This is a genomic window from Variovorax atrisoli 110B (assembly GCF_000382045.1).
In the GTDB taxonomy this organism is placed as follows: Bacteria; Pseudomonadota; Gammaproteobacteria; order Burkholderiales; family Burkholderiaceae_C; genus Variovorax; species Variovorax atrisoli.
In genome coordinates, this window is sequence record NZ_KB907451.1 from 286,384 (window position 1) to 305,992 (window position 19,609).

Annotated in this window: 20 protein-coding genes; 8 read left to right on the forward strand and 12 right to left on the reverse strand. The window is 68.4% G+C overall.

The window, feature by feature from the left end:
• Positions 1 to 200: 200 nt before the first annotated feature.
• Positions 201 to 1,175, forward strand: a complete 975-nt coding sequence (locus G369_RS0109375) for a LysR family transcriptional regulator (protein ID WP_026346288.1) — start codon at positions 201 to 203, stop codon at positions 1,173 to 1,175.
• Here G369_RS0109375 and G369_RS0109380 read toward each other — a convergent pair.
• From G369_RS0109380 to speD, 3 genes are read right to left on the reverse strand one after another with little or no spacing between them, the layout of a single operon-like run.
• Positions 1,117 to 2,517 (reverse strand): aminopeptidase P N-terminal domain-containing protein, encoded by a 1,401-nt coding sequence (locus G369_RS0109380; protein ID WP_019653739.1) that lies wholly within the window; start codon positions 2,515 to 2,517, stop codon positions 1,117 to 1,119. The genes G369_RS0109375 and G369_RS0109380 overlap by 59 nt on opposite strands.
• Positions 2,514 to 3,227 (reverse strand): nucleotidyltransferase family protein, encoded by a 714-nt coding sequence (locus G369_RS0109385; RefSeq protein WP_026346289.1) that lies wholly within the window; start codon positions 3,225 to 3,227, stop codon positions 2,514 to 2,516. Before G369_RS0109385 ends, G369_RS0109380 begins: the two co-directional genes overlap by 4 nt.
• Before the next feature lie 20 nt (positions 3,228 to 3,247).
• Complete coding sequence (gene speD / locus G369_RS0109390; RefSeq protein ID WP_019653741.1) at positions 3,248 to 3,628, reverse strand: adenosylmethionine decarboxylase; 381 nt, start codon at positions 3,626 to 3,628, stop codon at positions 3,248 to 3,250.
• 153 nt (positions 3,629 to 3,781) lie between these two features.
• Here speD and G369_RS0109395 point away from each other — a divergent pair, with 153 nt between their 5' ends.
• Both G369_RS0109395 and gap read left to right on the forward strand, forming a co-directional pair.
• Positions 3,782 to 5,884 carry a transketolase family protein gene (locus tag G369_RS0109395; protein ID WP_019653742.1) on the forward strand — a complete coding sequence of 701 codons (2,103 nt, stop codon included), beginning with the start codon at positions 3,782 to 3,784 and terminating at the stop codon, positions 5,882 to 5,884.
• A gap of 60 nt (positions 5,885 to 5,944) precedes the next feature.
• Complete coding sequence (gap, locus tag G369_RS0109400; RefSeq protein WP_019653743.1) at positions 5,945 to 6,946, forward strand: type I glyceraldehyde-3-phosphate dehydrogenase; 1,002 nt, start codon at positions 5,945 to 5,947, stop codon at positions 6,944 to 6,946.
• Between the two features lie 77 nt (positions 6,947 to 7,023).
• Here gap and G369_RS35585 read toward each other — a convergent pair whose 3' ends face one another.
• The 3 genes from G369_RS35585 to G369_RS0109415 all read right to left on the reverse strand — a co-directional run bounded on the left by G369_RS35585 (position 7,024) and on the right by G369_RS0109415 (position 8,708).
• Positions 7,024 to 7,614, reverse strand: a complete 591-nt coding sequence (locus tag G369_RS35585; protein WP_020723014.1) for a hypothetical protein — start codon at positions 7,612 to 7,614, stop codon at positions 7,024 to 7,026.
• A 24-nt stretch (positions 7,615 to 7,638) separates the two neighbouring features.
• Positions 7,639 to 8,232 (reverse strand): hypothetical protein, encoded by a 594-nt coding sequence (locus G369_RS0109410; RefSeq protein WP_026346290.1) that lies wholly within the window; start codon positions 8,230 to 8,232, stop codon positions 7,639 to 7,641.
• A 167-nt stretch (positions 8,233 to 8,399) separates the two neighbouring features.
• Positions 8,400 to 8,708 carry a putative quinol monooxygenase gene (locus G369_RS0109415; protein WP_019653746.1) on the reverse strand — a complete coding sequence of 103 codons (309 nt, stop codon included), beginning with the start codon at positions 8,706 to 8,708 and terminating at the stop codon, positions 8,400 to 8,402.
• A gap of 136 nt (positions 8,709 to 8,844) precedes the next feature.
• On the opposite strand from G369_RS0109415, the gene G369_RS0109420 reads away from it, so the two are divergent.
• The gene (locus G369_RS0109420) at positions 8,845 to 10,173 is read left to right on the forward strand and encodes an Nramp family divalent metal transporter (RefSeq protein ID WP_019653747.1); all 1,329 of its coding nucleotides are present in this window, start codon (positions 8,845 to 8,847) and stop codon (positions 10,171 to 10,173) included.
• A 3-nt stretch (positions 10,174 to 10,176) separates the two neighbouring features.
• Here G369_RS0109420 and G369_RS0109425 read toward each other — a convergent pair whose 3' ends face one another.
• The 3 genes from G369_RS0109425 to G369_RS0109435 all read right to left on the reverse strand — a co-directional run bounded on the left by G369_RS0109425 (position 10,177) and on the right by G369_RS0109435 (position 12,624).
• On the reverse strand, positions 10,177 to 10,518 hold the full coding sequence (locus G369_RS0109425; RefSeq protein ID WP_019653748.1) for a protealysin inhibitor emfourin: 342 nt from the start codon (positions 10,516 to 10,518) through the stop codon (positions 10,177 to 10,179).
• On the reverse strand, positions 10,515 to 11,591 hold the full coding sequence (locus G369_RS0109430) for a M4 family metallopeptidase (protein ID WP_019653749.1): 1,077 nt from the start codon (positions 11,589 to 11,591) through the stop codon (positions 10,515 to 10,517). Before G369_RS0109430 ends, G369_RS0109425 begins: the two co-directional genes overlap by 4 nt.
• A gap of 103 nt (positions 11,592 to 11,694) precedes the next feature.
• Positions 11,695 to 12,624 (reverse strand): LysR family transcriptional regulator, encoded by a 930-nt coding sequence (locus tag G369_RS0109435; protein ID WP_019653750.1) that lies wholly within the window; start codon positions 12,622 to 12,624, stop codon positions 11,695 to 11,697.
• A 124-nt stretch (positions 12,625 to 12,748) separates the two neighbouring features.
• On the opposite strand from G369_RS0109435, the gene G369_RS0109440 reads away from it, so the two are divergent.
• The 3 genes from G369_RS0109440 to G369_RS0109450 all read left to right on the forward strand — a co-directional run bounded on the left by G369_RS0109440 (position 12,749) and on the right by G369_RS0109450 (position 15,351).
• Complete coding sequence (locus G369_RS0109440; protein ID WP_019653751.1) at positions 12,749 to 13,843, forward strand: tartrate dehydrogenase; 1,095 nt, start codon at positions 12,749 to 12,751, stop codon at positions 13,841 to 13,843.
• An 81-nt stretch (positions 13,844 to 13,924) separates the two neighbouring features.
• The gene (locus G369_RS0109445; protein ID WP_019653752.1) at positions 13,925 to 14,941 is read left to right on the forward strand and encodes a Bug family tripartite tricarboxylate transporter substrate binding protein; all 1,017 of its coding nucleotides are present in this window, start codon (positions 13,925 to 13,927) and stop codon (positions 14,939 to 14,941) included.
• A 119-nt stretch (positions 14,942 to 15,060) separates the two neighbouring features.
• A complete protein-coding gene (locus tag G369_RS0109450; protein ID WP_019653753.1) occupies positions 15,061 to 15,351 on the forward strand; it encodes a YciI family protein in 291 nt (96 codons plus the stop codon).
• Here the strand turns inward: G369_RS0109450 and G369_RS0109455 are convergent.
• Both G369_RS0109455 and G369_RS0109460 read right to left on the reverse strand, forming a co-directional pair.
• Positions 15,348 to 16,436, reverse strand: a complete 1,089-nt coding sequence (locus G369_RS0109455; RefSeq protein ID WP_019653754.1) for a pirin family protein — start codon at positions 16,434 to 16,436, stop codon at positions 15,348 to 15,350. The two genes, G369_RS0109450 and G369_RS0109455, sit on opposite strands and share 4 nt — an antisense overlap.
• Positions 16,437 to 16,596: 160 nt before the next feature.
• The gene (locus G369_RS0109460; RefSeq protein WP_019653755.1) at positions 16,597 to 17,019 is read right to left on the reverse strand and encodes a VOC family protein; all 423 of its coding nucleotides are present in this window, start codon (positions 17,017 to 17,019) and stop codon (positions 16,597 to 16,599) included.
• A gap of 168 nt (positions 17,020 to 17,187) precedes the next feature.
• Here G369_RS0109460 and G369_RS0109465 point away from each other — a divergent pair, with 168 nt between their 5' ends.
• Complete coding sequence (locus G369_RS0109465) at positions 17,188 to 18,765, forward strand: CYTH and CHAD domain-containing protein (RefSeq protein ID WP_019653756.1); 1,578 nt, start codon at positions 17,188 to 17,190, stop codon at positions 18,763 to 18,765.
• On the opposite strand, the gene G369_RS0109470 is transcribed toward G369_RS0109465, so the two are convergent.
• Complete coding sequence (locus G369_RS0109470) at positions 18,762 to 19,607, reverse strand: DUF6216 family protein (protein ID WP_020723015.1); 846 nt, start codon at positions 19,605 to 19,607, stop codon at positions 18,762 to 18,764. The two genes, G369_RS0109465 and G369_RS0109470, sit on opposite strands and share 4 nt — an antisense overlap.
• Positions 19,608 to 19,609 lie beyond the last annotated feature (2 nt).

The window sequence follows — 19,609 nt, forward strand, 5'->3', positions numbered from 1 at the left end:
AAACTGGTCCATCGGGATGGAAGAGGAGGCGCCGCTAGTTAAGAACTAAATTTTGCGGGAAAGGACTTAATTTTTCGGTAAAGAACTCTATTTGGCGGAGGCAGCCGCACTGCCATGGCCTCGAAGGTATTGGCGCGATTGCTCCTGAAAAAGCCGGCTGGATCGAATGCTTTGTGAAGCCGGTCTTCATAATGGCCACCATGTCGCCCGAACTGCTTCCGGCCATCGCCGCCTTCGCCCGCGTGGCGCACCACGCCAGCTTCACGCGCGCCGCCGAGGAGCTCGGGGTGTCGCCATCGGCTCTCTCGCAGACCGTCCGTACGCTGGAGCAGAAGCTCGGCGTGCGGCTGCTGGACCGCACCACGCGGCGCGTCGGCGTGACGGAGCTGGGGCAGCAGTTCCTCGCGGGTGCGCAACAGGGCCTGGCCGCGCTCGCGCAGGCGGTCGAGGGCATCGACGAGGCGCGCGACAGGCCGGCAGGGTTGCTGCGCCTGAACGTCTCGCGCGTGGCGGCGGAACTGCTCTTCTTCCCGCACTTCGGCGCGTTCGCCGATGCCTATCCGGACATCACGCTCGAGTTCGTCTGCGACAACCGCATGGTCGACCTCGTGGAAGGCGGCTTCGACGCCGGCATCCGCCTGGGCGAGAGCCTCGCGCAGGACGTGGTGGCCGTTCCGGTGGGCGGGCCGCTGCGCATGGTGACGTACGCGGCGCCCAGCTACCTGAAGGGGCGCAAGCCGCCGCGCACGCCCGAGGACCTGCGCGAGCACCGCTGCCTGAACTACCGCCTGACCACCGGCGGCCTCTATCGCTGGGAATACGCGCAGGACGGGCGCGTGCTCGACGTGGAGCTCGCAGGCCCGCTCGTCAGCAACGACGCAGACCTGCTGCTCGCGGCCGCGCGCTCGGGCGCGGGCATCGCGACGTCGTTCGAAGGAGCGGTGCGGGAGGACTTCGCGAGCGGCCGCCTCGTGCCGCTGCTGGAGCCCTGGTGGCCGACCTTCCCGGGCTTCTATCTCTACTACCCGAGCCGCGCGCAGATGCCGCGCAAGCTGCGGGTGTTCATCGACTTCCTGCAGGCGCGGCACGCGCCGCCGCCGGTGTCGCAGCGGGCGGTCAAGCCCGCATCAGCGCCTCGATCTCGTCCGCCTTCACCGGCACGCCGCGCGAGATGAGTTCGCAGCCGGTGGCGGTGACGATCGCGTCGTCCTCGATGCGGATGCCGATGTTGTGGAACTGCTCGGGCACGCCCTCGGCGGGGCGCACGTAGATGCCGGGCTCCAGCGTGAGAACCATGCCGGGGTGCAGGATGCGGCTCGGCCGGTTCTTGATGACCTCGTTCGACAGCGGGTCCTTGCGCTCGCTCACCTCGCCGACCTGCGTGGGCTCGACGTAGCTGCCGCAGTCGTGCACGTCCATGCCGAGCCAGTGGCCGGTGCGGTGCATGTAGAACTGGAAGTAGGCGCGCTTGTCGATCACGTCGTCGACGCTGCCGACCTTGTTGGCGTCGAGCAGGCCGAAGTCGAGCATGCCCTGCGCCAGCACCCGCACCGCCGCGTCGTGCGGGTCGTTGAAGCGGTTGCCGGCCTTGGTGGCCGCAGCCGCCGCGTCCTGGCTGGCCAGCACCAGGTCGTACAGCGCGCGCTGCGGGCCGGTGAACTTGCCGTCGGCGGGGAAGGTGCGGGTGATGTCGCTGGCATAGCCGTCGAGCTCGCAGCCCGCGTCGATCAGCACCAGCTCACCCTTGCGCACGGGCGCGGCGTCGGCGCGGTAGTGCAGCACGCAGGCATTCGCGCCGGCCGCGACGATGGAGTAGTACGCGGGGTACTGCGAGCCGCCCAGGCGGAATTCGTGCAGCAGCTCGGCGTCGAGGTGGTACTCGCGGGCGTCCTTGTCCTCGCGCAGCATGCGGGCCGACAGCTGCATCGCACGCACGTGCGCGCGGGCGCTGATCTGCGCGGCGCGGCGCATGATGTCCTGCTCGTGCGCGTCCTTGACCAGGCGCATCTCGTCGAGCGGGCCGCACAGGTCGCGTTGCTCGTCGGGGCACAGCGCGCCGTAGCGCACGCGCGCGCGCACCGATTGCAGCCAGCCGTCGACGCGGCTTTCCAGGCCCTTGTGGATGGCGAAGGGAAACCACACGGTGGCGCGGTTCTCCAGCAGCTTGGGCAGCTTCGCGTCGAGTTCGGTGACGGGGAAGGCCTCGTCGACGCCGAGTGCCGCGGGCGCCGCGTCGGGGCCCAGGCGGTAGCCGTCCCAGATCTCTCGCTCGATGTCCTTGGGCGCGCAGAACAGCGTCGAGCGGCCGTCGCCCGCCAGCACCAGCCAGGCGTTGGGCTCGGTGAAGCCGGTCAGGTAATAGAAGTAGCTGTCGTGGCGATACAGGAAGTCGGTATCGCGGTTGCGCGGCCGCTCGGGCGCGGTCGGGATGATGGCGATGCCGTCCTTGCCCAGTTGTGAGGCGAGGCGCGCGCGGCGCTCGGCGTAGATCGTGGTGGCGATGTCTGCTGCGGTCATCTTGTTGGCGTGTTCAGTTGGGCGAGCCGTTCGGGGGTTCCCACGTCGGTCCAGGGGCCGGTGTAGAGCTCGGCGCTCACGAGTTCATTGTCCATCGCGGCGCGCAGGATCGGCGCCAGCGGGGCTTTGCGGCCGGCCGGGTTGCCGTTCGGGATGTCGCAATAGGGCGGCGCGAAGAGCGCCGCGCGGTACAGGCCGATGGTCGAGAAGGTGTATTTCTGGTCGGCGGTGTTGAGCGCGAGGCCATCCGGCGAGAGGCCGAAATCGCCCTTGGGGTTGTGCGCGGGGTTGGGCACCAGCCAGAGGTGCGCGAGCCTGTTGCTGGCCACGAACCGGTCGACCGAGGCCTGCGTGAAGGCGAATCCGGGCGCGAATACGTCACCCGCCGCGACCCAGAACACGTCGCCCAGCAGGGGCAGCGCGCGCACGATGCCGCCGGCTGTTTCCAGCGCACCGCCGAAGTCGCGGCCCTCGTCGGAGTATGAAATCGATAGCGCGGAATGACCGCTCAACAAGGGTTTTGCGCCGAACCGTTCCGAAATCTGGGCGCCGAGCCAGTCGGTGTTGACGACCAGTTCGGTGAAGCCGCCGTCGGCCAGCGCCTCCATCGGCCATTGCATCAGGGGCTTGCCGTGCACCTCCAGCAGGGGCTTGGGGGTGGCATCGGTCAGGGGCCGCATGCGCTCGCCGCGCCCGGCGGCCAGGATCATGGCGCGCACCGCGTTGCCGCTCACGCCGCGACCCGTCCGCGCTGCAGCTCGTTGCGTTCGCTGTGCCGAGGCTGGAACAGCGACACCAGGCATTCCATCAGCGCATGCGCCTTGGCCGAGTGGTCGCCGCTGAAGTTGCAGACGTACACGTCCAGCGTCACGCCGCGCTGTTCGGGCCACGTGTGGATGCAAAGGTGCGATTCGGCCAGCAGCACCGTGGCGGTGACCCCGCCCGGGCCCTGTGGCGTGGCCGGGAAGCCGTGGATCAGCTTGCCCACCGCCTGCAGCCCGGCGGCCGCCACCGCCTTGAGGCAGACCGCGCCGAGGGCATCGCGATCGGTGAGCCACTGGGGGCCGCATTGGCAGTCGTGGAGGTCGGCGGTGAGGTGCAGCCCGTGCATGGGTGGCAACTCTAGCAGTCCGCCCTGGTGCCCAGGCGCACAGGAGCATCGGAAGGGTGTTCGGGCCGTATCGGGAGCGTTCGGGGCTCGCCCGGTAAAATCGCGGGTTCTCCCCACCCCAACCTCCCTTTTCCCTCCGAAAGTCCACCGCACATGGCAAACCACGCCCTGATGGCCAACGCAATCCGCGCACTGGCCATGGATGCCGTCCAACAAGCAAATTCCGGACATCCGGGCGCACCGATGGGCATGGCCGACATGGCCGTCGCACTCTGGGGCGATCACCTTCGCTACAACCCTGCCAACCCGCACTGGTTCGACCGCGACCGCTTCGTGCTGTCGAACGGCCACGCCTCGATGCTGCTGTACTCGGTGCTGCATCTCACCGGCTACGACCTGCCCATCGGCGAACTCAAGAACTTCCGCCAGCTGCACAGCAAGACCGCCGGCCACCCCGAAGTGGACGTGACTCCGGGCGTCGAGACCACCACCGGCCCGCTGGGCCAGGGCATCACCAACGCTGTGGGCTTCGCGCTGGCCGAGAAGCTGCTGTCGGCCGAGTTCAACCGCAAGGACCACACCGTGGTCGACCATCACACCTACGCCTTCCTGGGCGACGGCTGCATGATGGAAGGCATCAGCCATGAGGCCTGCGCGCTGGCCGGCGCCTGGCACCTGAACAAGCTGATCGCGCTGTACGACGACAACGGCATCAGCATCGACGGCCAGGTCAAGCCCTGGTACATCGACAACGTGGCCGAACGCTTCCACGCCTATGGCTGGCATGTGATCGGCCCGATCGACGGCAACGACGCCGCCGAAGTGTCCAAGGCCATCGCCAAGGCCAAGCTGTCGACCGACAAGCCCACGCTCATCAACTGCAAGACCGTCATCGGCAAGGGCAGCCCGAACCGCGCCGGCACCGCCAAGGCCCACGGCGAGGCGCTGGGCGCCGAAGAAATCAAGCTCACGCGCGACGCCATCGACTGGCACTACCCGCCCTTCGAGATCCCGGCCGAGGCGTACGCCGACTGGGACCACAAGGAAGCCGGCGCCAACATCGAAGCCGAGTGGAACGCCAAGTTCGCCGCCTACGCCGCCGCCTACCCTGAGCTGGCTGCCGAGTTCACCCGCCGCATGAAGGGCGAGCTGCCCAAGGACTTCCACCAGGTGGCGTTCGACACCGTGGTCGCCGCACACACCAAGGCCGAGACCGTCGCCAGCCGCAAGGCCAGCCAGCTCGCGCTCGAAGCCTTCACCGCCGCGCTGCCCGAGATGCTCGGCGGCAGCGCCGACCTGACCGGCTCGAACCTCACCAACACCAAGAGCACCGCCGCGCTGCGCTTCGACGCGAAGACCGGCGCGGTGGTCATGAACGTGCCCGCCGTCGAAGGCAAGCAGGGCGCGGAAGATGAAGCCAAGTCCGAAGCCCCGGCCGAAACGCCGCACGGCACCATCGGCCGCCACATCAACTACGGCGTGCGCGAGTTCGGCATGGCGGCCATCATGAACGGCGTGGCGCTGCATGGCGGCTACATCCCCTACGGCGGCACCTTCCTCACCTTCAGCGACTACAGCCGCAACGCCATCCGCATGGCCGCGCTGATGAAGCGCCGCGTGATCCACGTCTTCACGCACGACTCCATCGGCCTGGGCGAAGACGGCCCGACGCACCAGTCGATCGAGCACGCCGCGTCGCTGCGCCTGATCCCGAACCTCGACGTCTGGCGCCCGTCGGATACGGCCGAGACCGCCGTGGCCTGGGCCGTGGCGCTGCAGAACCAGTCGCGCCCGACCGCGCTGCTGCTGAGTCGCCAGAACATCGCCTACTCGCCCAAGAGCGAACTCGGCGACATCAGCCGCGGCGCCTACGTGCTCTCCGAGCCCGAGAACGTCGGCCTCAAGAACAAGAAGACGGCGGCCGTCATCATCGCGACCGGCTCCGAAGTGCCGCTCGCGCTGGCCGCCCAGAAGCTGCTGGCCGAGAAGAAGATCGCCGTGCGCGTGGTGTCGATGCCCTCGACCACCACCTTCGACCGCCAGGACCTGGCCTACAAGAAGGCCGTGCTGCCGAAGAAGCTGCCGCGCATCGCCGTGGAGATGGGCTGCACCGGCGGCTGGTGGAAGTACGGCTGCGCCGCCGTCGTCGGCATCGACACGTACGGCGAATCGGCCCCCGCGCCGGTGCTCTTCAAGCACTTCGGCTTCACGGCGGAGAACGTCGCGGCCACGGTGGAAGCCGTGCTGCGCGACTGATCGATTCCTTCTTCGCCGTTCACGACACACAACAGTTTTTCAACCTTAGGAGCAAGTCAGATGGCTATCAAACTTGGTATCAACGGCTTCGGCCGCATCGGTCGCAACGTGCTGCGCGCAGCCGTGCAGAACTTCCAGAACGACATCGAAATCGTCGCCATCAACGACCTGCTCGAGCCTGACTACCTGGCCTACATGCTCCAGTACGACTCGGTGCACGGCCGCTTCAAGGGCGACATCGCCGTCGAAGGCAGCACGCTGATCGTGAACGGCAAGAAGATCCGCCTCACGCAGGAACGCGATCCCGCGAACCTGAAGTGGAACGAAGTCGGCGCCGACGTGGTGCTGGAATCGACCGGCCTCTTCCTCACCAAGGAAACCGCGCAGAAGCACATCGACGCGGGCGCCAAGAAGGTGATCCTGTCGGCACCGTCGAAGGACGACACGCCCATGTTCGTCTACGGCGTGAACGACAAGAAGTACGCCGGCGAAGCCATCATCAGCAACGCCAGCTGCACCACCAACTGCCTGGCCCCGCTGGCCAAGGTGCTGAACGACAAGTGGGGCATCAAGCGCGGCCTGATGACCACCGTGCACGCCGCCACCGCCACCCAGAAGACCGTGGACGGCCCGAGCAACAAGGACTGGCGCGGCGGCCGCGGCATCCTGGAAAACATCATCCCGTCGTCGACCGGCGCCGCCAAGGCCGTGGGCGTGGTGATCCCCGAGCTCAACAAGAAGCTCACCGGCATGAGCTTCCGCGTGCCGACCTCCGACGTGTCGGTGGTCGACCTGACGGTCGAGCTGGTGAAGGAAGCGACGTACAAGGAAATCTGCGCCGAGATGAAGGCGCAGAGCGAAGGCGCGCTCAAGGGCGTGCTGGGCTACACCGAAGACAAGGTCGTGGCCACCGACTTCCGCGGCGACGCCCGCACCTCGATCTTCGACGCCGAAGCCGGCATCGCCCTCGACGGCACCTTCGTGAAGCTCGTGAGCTGGTACGACAACGAATGGGGCTACTCGAACAAGTGCCTCGAGATGGTGAAGGTCGTGTCGAAGTAAGGCTTCGCCGCTTCCATAAAAAAACGCGCCTCCGGGCGCGTTTTTTTTGTTGGGCTCCTTGATCGGGCGCCTCACCGCTATCGCAGCTTCTCGTTCCTGCGTATCTCGCTGCTCAACTGCGCCGTCAGCCGCGTCGCGGCCCTTCGCGCAGCCAGCCCGAAGTCTCCCTTGAACTCGCCGAACTCCGCTGTGCCGTTGCCCGCGGCGCGCACGCGCGTGACCTCGGTGCCCGCCGCATCGGTCACCACGCACGAGACCTCGGCCGTGAACGAGGTCGGCGGCCAGCTGATCCATGAGGACGAGCTCGAATCGGTCTTGATGCGCGGCGAGAACACCAGCGAGACGCCCGCCGCCTCGTTCGCCTTCGCGTCGCCGGCGCTGCGCAGCACGACCACGTCGCGGTAGACGGCGCGCAGCGCATCGCGGATCGACTTCTCCAGGTCGCGGTACGGGTAGTAGCTCACGCGGTCGCCGCTGCCGCCGGGGGTGATCACTTCGAGGTCGCGGTCGGCATCGGTCATCACGTAGGCGACCTTCTTCGGCACGAGGTACGCCTGCGAACGTGGCGGGGCGGTCTCGGTGATCATGGTGATCGGGTGCACGCAGCCGCCGAGCAGCAGCAACAAGGCCGACAGTGCGATGGACGCCGGACGAAAAAGGGATTGCATCGAAGCGCCTCCTGGCCTCAGGGGTCAACGGCCGATGGCGGCCACGAACTGCGGATCGGCATACACCTGCCGCAGCAAGGCACGCACGAGGCGCGGGTACGCGGCCTGCCCGGCGGGCACGGCGACGATGCTCGCGTAGCTCGAATCGAAGGCGGTCTCGGCGCGGTAGGTCTTGCGCAGGCGCTGCGTGGCGTCGCGCGTGACGGTGATCTCGACTTCCATGCGGCCCGCGCCGTTGATCACGCCGAGGTCGATCTCGTTGACCAGCACGCGCGCCGCGATGCGCGTTGGCGCCTTCGGGTCGTAGACGGAGATCTCGCCGAGGTCGCGCATCATCGCGTCCTGCAGGTACTGGGCGAAGCTGCCGCTGGGCGACAGCAGCCGGGCGCTGCGCAGCCGCACGGTGTTGACCTTGTCGTTTGCATCGGAGGGCTGCGCCTTCGCGAGGGCCACCATGCCGGGGCGCGCGGCTTCCAGCTTGTCGAGGGTCTCGTAGTCGGCCGCGTAGGGCGGCGCCAGCAATGGCGCGCAGCCGGTGGCCAGAACGGCGGCTGCCAGCGCGCCTATCAAGAGCAGGCTGCGCAAACGCCAGCCTTGCTGCGAACTAAAGATCGCCATCCCTTCGGTCCCCTCTCTGCATCTTCACGAGGCCCGCGATGCATGCATGGTGCATCGGTGGCGCGTGCTCCCGGCGCGACGGTAGCACGCATCGCGCGGCGCGCGAATGCGTGAAGCCGCGAAACCGAAAGGTACGAAGAGGTGGGAAGGAGGGGCTAAGGCGAGTCTCAGACCGGCTCGAGCACGTGGATCAGCTTGCCCGCGGTGAGCTCCTTCGTCTTCTCGCCGTGGGCCTTCATGTGCGGCGCGACCGCGTGCGCCTGCAGGTGCGCCAGGGTTTCCCACTTCTCGATCACGACGAAGGTGTCGGGGCCGAAGCTGGCCTTCGACGCGGGGATGCCCTGCGCATCGACCGTGGCGCCGTACTCGATGCAGCCTGCCTCGGCCAGCACGGCTGCGCGGTTCTCCGCGAAGGCTTCGAGCAGCCTGGCGCGCTGGCCGGGCTTGGCGGTGATGACGGCGACGACGTGGATCATTGAAAGGGTCTCCGGTTGGTTGGTTGGATGGTTGGTCGATTTGAATGCGACGGCCGAATCTAAGAGATTTGGCGCGGCGGTGCCGGTCAGGTCCGCGACAAGGCCGTGTCCCTGTCTTGTCCCTATCATCTTCCGCATGTTCTTCCCGCTCCCTCGCACGGCCACCGCGCCCTTTTGTCCTTCCGAAGTCAAGGGCAGCGTCGCCGTCCCGCAGGAACTGCCGTTCTTCAAGAAGCTGATGCGCTACGCGGGTCCGGGCCTGCTGGTGTCGGTCGGCTACATGGACCCGGGCAACTGGGCGACCGACATCGAGGCCGGCTCGCGCTTCGGCTACGGCCTGTTGTTCGTGGTGCTGCTCGCGAGCCTGGCCGCGATGCTGCTGCAGACGCTGTGCGTGCGGCTGGGCATCGTCGCGCGCAAGGACCTGGCGCGCATCTGCCGCGAGCACTACTCGCCGCGCGTCAACCGCCTGCTGTGGCTGGGCGCCGAGCTGGCCATCGTGGCCTGCGACCTCGCCGAGGTGCTGGGCAGCGCGCTCGCGCTGCATCTGCTGTTCGGCGTGTCGATCCCGGTGGGCATCGCGATCACCGCCTTCGACACGCTGCTGGTGCTGGGCCTGCAGGGCGCGGGCTTCCGCCGCGTGGAGGCCATCGTGCTGGGGCTCGTGGGCACGATCGCGGCCTGCTTCGTGGTCGAGCTGGCGATGTCGCCGCCCAACTGGTTCGGCGTGGCGATGGGCTTCGGCCCGAGCCTGGAGCGGCTGCACCAGCCGGGCGCGCTGTACCTGGCCATCGGCATCGTCGGCGCGACGGTGATGCCGCACAACCTGTACCTTCACTCGTCGATCGTGCAGACGCGCCTGATCGCCGACACCGAGCCCGCGAGGCGCGAGGCGGTGCGCTTCTGCACGCTCGACGCGGTGGTGTCGCTCTCGCTTGCGCTGCTGGTCAACGCGGCCATCATGGTGCTCGCTGCAAGCGCCTTCCACGCCACCGGCCACCGCGAGGTGACGGAGATCGACGACGCCTACCGGCTGCTGGAGCCCGTCGTCGGCAGCGCGGTCGCGGCCACGCTGTTCGGCATCGCGCTGCTGGCCTCGGGGCAGAGCTCGACCTTCACCGGCACCATTGCAGGCCAGATCATCATGGAAGGCTTCCTCGACCTGAAGATCCCGTGCTGGCAGCGCCGCCTCATCACGCGCGCGCTGGCGCTGGGCCCGGCGTGGCTGGGCGTATGGTGGTTCGGCGACGGCGGCGTGGGCAAGATGCTGGTGCTCAGCCAGGTGGTGCTGAGCTTCCAGCTGCCCTTCGCGATGTGGCCGCTGATCCGCTTCACGAGCAGTCGAGCGCTGATGGGCGGCTTCGCCAACGGCCCGGTGGTGAAGTCGCTGGCGTGGCTGCTGTTCGGCGTGATCGGCGCGGCCAACGTTTGGCTGATCGCATCGGTGGTCGTGGGCGGTGCCTAGGCCTCAGCGCTTGCCCGCTTCCTTCCACAGGTGCACCAGCGCCTCCGGCGCCTCGGCCTCGGGCACCTCGAAGCTCACGAAGATGTCCTGCTGCTCGCCAGCGCTGCGCACGAGCACCTCGACGCGGTAGAAGCGCTGGTCGCCGCCCGACACCGTCGCGCCGGCCTGCTGTTGCGCGTGGGGCACGGCGCTGTGCAGCGCGTCGCCGATCTGCTGGCGCAGCTCCTGCGTGCACTCCCCCAGCCGGAAGCTGCGCGGCTGCGCCAGCCCCGGCACGAAGGCCAGCCCGCCCTCGCGCGTCACGCGCACGGTGGTCGCCTCGTTCAGCGGCGGCAGGCGGATCATGGCGCGATCACCCCCACGGCCTGCCAGGCGTCGACGACCGCCTTGCGGACTGCGCTGCCGGCGCCGAAGCGCTGCGACGCGACATCGATGCTGAGCGTCGCGAAGGCCTCGAAGTCGGCATCGTTGCGCAGGCGCCTGTCGCGCAGCGTGTCGTACCAGACGCGGCCTGCGCTCTCCCATGCCGGCCCGCCGATGGCGACGGCCGCCAGGTGGAAGGCGCGGTTCGGAATGCCCGAGTTGATGTGCACGCCGCCGTTGTCCTGCGAAGTGACGACAAAGTCCTTCATGTGCGCGGGCTGCGGGTCCTTGCCGATCACCGGGTCGTCGTAGGCGGTGCCGGGCTCGGCCATCGAGCGCAACGCCTTGGCCTTCACGGTGGACATGAAGAGGCCCGCGCCGATGAGCCAGTCGGCCTGCTGCGCGGTCTGCTTCAGCACGTGCTGCTTCACCAGCACGCCGAACACGTCGCAGATCGATTCGTTGAGCGCGCCGGGCTGGCCCTGGTAGATGAGCGCGGCCTCGTGGTCGATCACGCCGTGCGTGAGCTCGTGGCCGATGATGTCCACCGCGATGGTGAAGCGGTTCATCACCTCGCCGTCGCCGTCTCCGAACACCATCTGCGCGCCGTTCCAGAAGGCGTTGTCGTAGTCCTTGCCGTAGTGCACGCTGCCGGTCAGCGGCATGCCCGCGCCGTCGATGGAGTCGCGCTCGTACACCTCGCGGTACAGCCGCCAGGTCGCGCCCAGGTGCTCGTAGGCCTCGTCGGCCGCGATGTCGCCGGTGGCGGGCCGGCCTTCGGTGCGCACCAGCCTGCCGGGCAGCTTGGTCGTGTGGCCCGCGTCGTGGATGGCGCGCTCTGGCGAATCGGGCCGTGCGGGGCGCACCGGTGTGCCGGTGATGTTCGACACCACCGCCGGCGGCACCAGGCCGCGCAGCGCGCGATGTTCGCGGTCGATGGCCAGCGTGCTCACCGCGCGCTCGCTCAGCGGCGGGCTGGCGCTTTCGGCAAGCCGGCTCAGCAGGTACGGCGGCACGAAGGCGGGCGGCAGGATCTGCGGATTGCGCAACGGCATGGGCGGGCCTCTCGTCGAAGATCGATCGGGGTGTCGATCGGGGCATCGATCGGTTCGAAACCACCGTAGCAGAAACGCGAGGCGGCGCCTGTCGGATCGCGGCTCAAGCCCTGGGCGGCATGTCGTCTTTGCCGAGCGCGGCGGCCATGAAGTCGACGAAAGTTCGCACGCGCGCCGACAGCTGGTGGCGCTGCGGGTACACCGCGTAGATGTCGGCATCGGGCGTGCGGTAGCTGGCGAGCACCTGCACGAGCCGGCCGCTGCGCAGGTAGCGCGCGATGTCCCACTCGGCGCGCATCAGGATGCCGTGGCCGTCGAGCGCCCAGTTGACCGCGATCTCGCCGTCGTTGGTGCTGAGCATGCCGCGCGTCTTCACTGCCTCGGTGCGTTGCGCGGTGCCGCGCCCGCTGCTCAGGCGCCAGATGCCGTAGGCCTCGTCGCCCTGGCGGATGCCGATGCAGCGGTGCCGCGTGAGGTCGTTGGGCACCTTGGGCTGCCCGGCGCGCGCGAGGTAGGCGGGCGAGGCGCACAGCAGGCGCCGGTTCGACGCGATGCGCCGCGCGATCACGCGGGCCTCGGGCGGTGCGCCGAAGCGGATGCAGACGTCGAAGGCGTCGTCGGTCAGCGGCGGCGGGTTCACCGAGAGCTGCAGCTGCACCTCGACCTGCGGATGCCTGCGCGCGAACTTCGAGATCAGCGGCGCCACGTGGCTGCGCCCGAAGCCCAGCGTGGCGTTCACGCGCAGCAGCCCCTGGGGCTCGCCCTTCGCGCCGCCGAGCAGCTGCGCCATGTCGTCGATCTCGCCGAGGATGCGGCGCGCGTGCGCCACGTAGAGCTCGCCCTCGGGCGTGAGGCTCATGCGCCGCGTGGTGCGGTTCACCAGCGTGACGCCCAGGCGCGACTCCATCTGCGCCAGCCGCTTGCTCACCGCGGGCGTGCTGATGCCGAGTTCTCGCGCCCCCGCGCTCAGGCTGCCGCTGGCCGCGAGCGTAGAGAAGAAACCGAGATCGGCGGGCTGGACCGGGGCTGCCATGGGTGATCCGATTGTTGAATTCAGGTTAACGATGGATTCACTTCTGCCGTGAATCGTTCGACTCGGCCGATCCTACAGTGGGAGCCCGACAGAGCACCCACACACACGAAGAAGGACATCGACGATGAGCAGCAGCTACAGCATCGCCACCATTCCCGGCGACGGCATCGGCAAGGAAGTGATACCCGCAGGCCGCCAGGTGATGGAGGCGCTGGCCGAGGCCTCCGGCGGCGCGCTGCGTTTCAGCTTCGAGGACTTCGGCTGGGGCGGCGACTGGTACCGCGAGCACGGCGAGATGATGCCGGCCGACGGCCTCGAGGCGCTGCGCGGCAAGGACGCGATTCTTTTCGGCTCCGCGGGCGATCCGCACATTCCCGACCACATCACGCTGTGGGGCCTGCGCCTGAAGATCTGCCAGGGCTTCGACCAGTACGCCAACGTGCGGCCCACGCGCATCCTGCCGGGCATCGATGCGCCGCTGAAGCGCTGCCGGGCGGAAGACCTGAACTGGGTGATCGTGCGCGAGAACTCCGAAGGTGAATACGCCGGCGTCGGCGGGCGCGTGCACCAGGGCCATCCGATCGAGGCCGCCACCGACGTGAGCATGATGACCCGCGCGGGCGTCGAGCGCGTCATGCGCTTCGCCTTCAGGTTGGCGCGATCGCGCCCGCGCAAGCTGCTCACGGTGGTCACCAAGAGCAACGCGCAGCGCCACGCGATGGTGATGTGGGACGAGATCGCGCTGCAGGTCTCGAAGGAGTTCCCCGACGTGCGCTGGGACAAGGAGCTCGTGGACGCGATGACCGCGCGCATGGTCAACCGGCCTGCCACGCTCGACACCATCGTCGCCACCAACCTGCATGCCGATATCCTCAGCGACCTCGCGGCCGCGCTCGCGGGCAGCCTGGGCATCGCGCCCACTGGCAACATCGACCCGGAGCGGCGCTATCCGTCGATGTTCGAGCCCATCCACGGCTCGGCCTTCGACATCATGGGCAAGGGGCTCGCCAACCCCGTGGGCACCTTCTGGTCGGTGGTGATGCTGCTGGAGCACCTCGGCGAGGCCGAGGCCGCGCGCCGCGTGATGGCCGCGGTGGAGCACGTCACGGCCAACCCCGCGCTGCACACGCGCGACCTGGGCGGCAACGCGACCACCGAGGAGGTGACGCGTGCGGTGTGTGCGCACATAGCTGCAGAACCGCTGCGGCTGGCGGCCTGATCGGCCCCTGCCGAGCAGGCGAACGACGGTATCCGCGCGCCTCGAAGCGCGCGGCGCAGAACAACGAGCCGGAGACAAGACATGAACGCTTCATCGAACGCGCGCCTGCATCGGCGCATCGTGCTGCAGGCCGCAGCCATCGCGCTGGGACTGGGCTCCACCGCCCTCGCCTTCGCGCAGCAGGGGCCGGGCGCCGCGGGCTGGCCCGCGCGGCCGATCAGCCTCGTCGTGCCCTTCCCGGCCGGCGGCACCACCGACGTGCTGGCCCGCGCGCTGGCCGACAAGCTCTCTCAGTCGCTGGGCCAGCCGGTCGTGGTCGAGAGCAAGCCCGGCGCCGGTGCCACGCTGGGCGCCGACTACGTCGCCAAGGCCAGGCCCGACGGCTACACGCTGCTGATGGGCGCGGTGCACCACACCATCGCCACCAGCGTCTACAGGAAGCTGCCCTACGACTTCCAGAAGGACCTGGCGCCCGTCACCGTGGTGGCGATGGTGCCGAACGTGCTGGTGGTCAACGCGGCGAACACGCCCGCGAAGAACGTGGCCGAGCTGGTCGTGCTCGCCAAGGCCGCGCCCGAGAAGCTGGCCTACGGCTCCAACGGCAACGGCACGGCGCAGCACCTGATCGGCACGCAGTTCCAGGCCAGCACCGGCACGAAGCTGCTGCACGTGCCCTACAAGGGCAGCGGGCCGCTCACCACCGACCTGCTCGGCGGACAGGTGGCGATGTCATTCGACACCATCACGCCGGTGCTGCAGCACATCAAGGGCGGCAAGCTGCGTGCGCTGGCGGTGACCACCGCGCGGCGCTCGTCGGTGCTGCCGGACGTGCCGACGCTGGAGGAGGCCGGGCTCAAGGGCTTCGACATCGGCACCTGGTTCGGCGTGCTGGCGCCCGCGGCCACGCCGAAGGAGATCGTGGCGCGCCTGAACGCCGAGATGGTGAAGATCATCCATTCGCCAGACTTCGCGCAGCGCATGCAGGCCATCGGCGCCGAGCCGCTGGGCGGCACGCAGGAAGAGATGGCGCGGCAGATCCGCGAGGAGACGGCGAAGTTAGCGAAGCTGGTGAAGGAAGGCGGCGTGGCGATCGAATAGCGCCGCGGCGGACGGCTCGACGGCGGCGTGCAGCCGGTTACGCACGCGCACACCTGCATTCAGCGGCATGGGCGCCGAGGCCATAGGATCAGGGCTTCCGAAATCACCGCCTCCCGCCCATGTTCATCGTCACCCTCACCTACATCCGTCCGCTCGAGGAAGTCGACGCGCTGATGGATGCGCACATGGTCTGGCTCAAGAAGCACTACGAAAGCGGGCTTTTCGTGGCCTCGGGCCGGCAGGTGCCGCGCCAGGGTGGGGTGATCCTCGCGCGCTCGGGCGACCGCGAGGGCCTGGAGGCGGTGCTGGCGCGCGACCCCTTCGTGCAGGGCGGGGTGGCGCGCACCGACGTCATCGAGTTCGTGCCGCGCATGACGGCCCCGGGCGTCGAGATCCTCAAGAACTTCTAGCGCGCCGCGGCCGCATCCGCCGGCAGTTCCTCGCGCCCGCCCGGATGCCGGGCGAAGCGCGGCGCGTCGTGGCCGTGCACCGGCGCGGGGTCTTCCCAGGGCCAGCCGCCGAACTGCGTGCGGCGGTAGTCGGCCATGGTCTGGCTGATCTCGGCCTGCGTGTTCATCACGAAGGGGCCGTACTGGACCACCGGCTCGGCGATCGGACGGCCCTGCAGCACCAGGAACTCCGCGGCGTCGGCGTCGCCGTTGGCGATCTCGACGTCCACGCCCGCGCGCAGTTCGATGGCCACCGGCCCCCGCACCTGCTCGCCGCCGACCCGCGCGGCCGACCCCTTGAAGAAGTACAGCATGCGCCGCGTGCCCTCGCCGGTGGCGGCGGGCAGCGTCCATTGGGCGCCGGGCGTCATCTTCAGCGTCCAGATCGCCACGTCGGCATCGGCCTGCGCGGCCCACGAATCGGGCGGGGGCGCCAGCGGCTGGATCGGTGCCCGGCCGTTGGAAGGGTCGTCGCCGAGCCGGCCCGCGATCACCGCGACCTCGGTGCGGCCGCCTTTCGCGTCGTCGGAGACGAAGCGCGGAATGGCCTCCGACCAGAACATCGTGAAGTGCGGCTCGGCCATCTTGTTCTTCGCCGGCAGGTTGAGCCAGATCTGGAACAGCTCCAGCGGGTTGGCGGAGTCGGCCTCGAGCAGTGGGAACATCTCGGAATGCACGATGCCCTTGCCGGCCGTGAGCCACTGCACGTCGCCGCCGCCGAAGCGCGCGGTGGCGCCCAGCGAGTCGGAGTGGTCGACCAGGCCCTTGCGCACGATGGTCACGGTCTCGAAGCCGCGGTGCGGGTGCGAGGGAAAGCCCGGCACCGTCTCGCCGTGGTACATGCTCCAGCCGTCCTTGCGGCTGAAGTCCTGGCCGATCTGGCGGCCGGCCAGCGAGGCCTCGGGGCCCATGCGGCCGTTGGCCTTCGGGTAGGCGTCGTCGTGGTAGACGCAGAAGAGGAACGGGTCGATCGTCTGCCAGGGAAAGCCCAGGGGCTTCACCTGCAGGACGGGGCTCCTGTCGTTGTTGTTCTTGTCGTCGGGCATGCGGATATTCCTTTCCTTGGGGCGCGCGGCCGATGATGCCGTGCCGGTGGGTGGAATATCGGGCCGCCGGCGCCTTTCGCCAGAGGCCTTCCGTGCAACAGTGAAGAGCGCGTATGGAACGATCGGCATCGTTCGGGTCCTCGGCGGCGGCGCCGCCGCCTCAGGGGTTCTGGTGCGTCACGGCGGCGTTCGGGTCCATGTAGACCAGCTCCCACAGGTGGCCGTCGAGGTCCTGGAAGCCGTGGCCGTACATGAAGCCGTAGTCCTTCGGCTCGGTCGGCGTGGTGCCGCCGGCCGCCTTGGCCTTGGCCACCAGTTCGTCGACCTCGGCGCGGCTCTCGCACGAGAGGCACAGCAGCACTTCGGTGCTCTTGGCGGTGTCGGCGATGCTCTTGGTGGTGAAAGTCTTGAAGAACTCCTCGACCAGCAGCATGACGTGGATGCTGTCCTTCTGGACGACCATGCACGCGGCATTGGCGTCGGTGAACTGCTCGTTGAAGGTGTATCCCAGCGCGGCGAAGAACGCCTTGGTCTTGTCGAGGTTCTTGACGGGGAGGTTCACGAAGATCTGCTTGGTGGCCATGGTGTCGTCCTGTCGATGAAAAGAGGTTTGTGAGGGTGTTGTCCGGCGCTTTGTGTACGCCGTCCACAAACGATAACAAATCAAATGGACGGCGTCCACATATTTTTTCGAGGCTGCCGATCCCGACGATGCGACCGCGATTGCAAGGGGCGAAACGGACCGGGCATCATGGCTGCCATCATGGAAATCGAGTTCAAGTTCTGCATCCCCGCCGGCCGCCTGAAGGCCGTCGAAGCCGCCCTCAGGCGCGGCACTGTCGCCCGCACCCGCCTGCAGGCCCGCTATTTCGACACCGCCGACCAGCGCCTGGCCGCCGACGGCGTGGTGCTGCGGCTGCGCAAGGAGGGGCCTCGCTGGGTGCAGACCGTGAAGGCCACCGGCGACAACGCCCTGCATCGGCTGGAGCACAACGTCGACCTCGGCACTGCAGCGCCGGCGCCGCAGATGGATCCGCAGCGCCACCAGGGCACGCCCGTGGGCGAACGGCTCGCGAAGCTGCTCGCCGACGGCACGCCGCTGGTCGAGCGGCAATCGACCGACATCGTGCGGCTCACCCGCGACGTCCGCGTCACCGGCCCCGCCGGCGCGGTGATCGAGATGGCGCTGGACGTCGGCAAGGTCGTCGCCCACGCCGGCACGTCCGAGCAGCGCGAATCGCCGGTGTGCGAGCTGGAGCTCGAACTCAAGCGCGGCGACGTGCAGGGCCTGGTCTCGCTCGCGCGGCGCTGGTCGCAGCAGCATGGGCTGTGGTTCAGCACCGTGTCGAAGGCCGAGCGCGGCGCGCGGCTGCTTGCGGCGCAGGAAACGGTGGAAGCCGTGAAGGCCGAGCCGCCGCGCTTCGCGGACCAGCATCCGGACGGCCCGGCCATCCGGCAGGCCGTGGTCGCGTCGTGCCTTGCGCAGATGCTGCCGAACGCAAGCGAGATCGCCGCGGGCAGCACCGACGAGGAGCAGATCCACCAGTTGCGCATCGGCATCCGCCGCCTGCGCACGGCGCTGCGCGAGCTCGCCGATCTCGACCCCGCCTCGGGTGCCGCCCAGGCCGCGGAATGGGAGTCCCCGCTCGTAGACGCCTTCCGCGCCCTCGGCGCACTGCGCGACTGCGAACAGGTCGTGAAGTTGGCGCAGCCCCGCCTGCGCGAAGCCGGCGCGCCGGACTTCGACCCGTTGGCCGCCGACGGTGGAGCCGCAGCCGATGCGCCCTCGCCCGGCGACATCGTTCGCTCCCCGGCCTTCCAGAACGTGCTCGTTTCGCTGATCGGCTTCACCGCGGCGAAGCCGGCCGAACCCGAACCCGCGCCCGCCGCGGAAGGCGACCCGCCATCAGCACCGGTCGGCGCCAACGACGCCCGCCGCCTGCTGCGAAAGCGCCTGCAGCGCCTCCACAAGCAGGTGCTGCGCGACGGCGAACGCTTCGAATCGCTGGACACCGAAAGCCAGCACCGTGTGCGCAAGCGCCTCAAGCGTTTGCGCTACCTCGCCGAGTTCGTGGCGCCGCTGTTCGATGAAAAAAAAGAAGGCGCCGACACCTATTTGAAGGCCCTGCGCCCCGCGCAGGACGCATTGGGCGAATTCAACGACGAGGCCGTCGCGCTCGCGCTGTACCGCGAGGCCGCCGCCCGCGATGCGCGCGCATGGTTCGCCGTAGGGTGGTTCACCGCGCGGCGCGAGGCCGGAGCGAAGGCCTGCCGCGAGGCGCTCGCGAAGATCGAGGGTGCGGCGAGGTTCTGGAAGAAGAGCGGTTAACTGCCGAAGTCCAGAGCCAGCTGGGAATCCGGCAGCGAAGGATCAAGCCGGCGAGCCGCCAAGTGCCTCGCTACGTATCCCGTGGCCCATGCAAGGAAGGAAATCCAGCACAACCAGATAGCGAAGCCGATCAGAAGCGCGCAGGTCCAGCGCTGTTCTTTCAGCGAATCCTTGATGAATGCCGCAGTGTCCTTGTCTTTGAGGACGCTGCAAAGAATGCCCACTTCCCTCTCGGTGAAAGATGTCCGGGCCGCGTTGAGGCTCGCTGGTTGTGAGCAGTCGTCGATACGCAATGGCTCTGGCCCGAACGGGAGGACGGACCGGAGTGTCTTGGCGTGGTTCGCTGTGGCGGCGAAGGTTCGCTGCGTTGCTTTCAACTTCAGGAAGGCCTGATCGTGAAAAAGCGCCGTCGTGCTGACGATGAAGAGCAGCATTCCGACGGCGACGCCTGCAAGCCGTAGCCCTTGCAGCAGATGCGACGGTAGCTTGTGCTGCCTGATCTGGCGAAGCTCCACGTCGAAAAGCTCGCCGCACATGCTCAAAGCCCTCATCTGCACGCCGTTGTGCTTTGCCCATTGAATGAGCTGCCGGGCCTGTTCCAGGCTGTTGACCTTCACGCCGGCGAACAGGCGAAACGAGATCAGGCTGGTTTGCTCATCGATGAATGCGCGAACTTCCGGATCGGTGATTTCCTGCTTGCCATGAACCAGCTGCCACAGCCGGTGCATCAGTACGTGGAGGGATTCCGTTCGCCAGATGACCCAGATGAAGGCCATACATATCAGCGAAGGAGCCGCAATGCTCAGAAAGCTTGAAAGGCTGGGGAGTGTGGCGAAGTCCATCG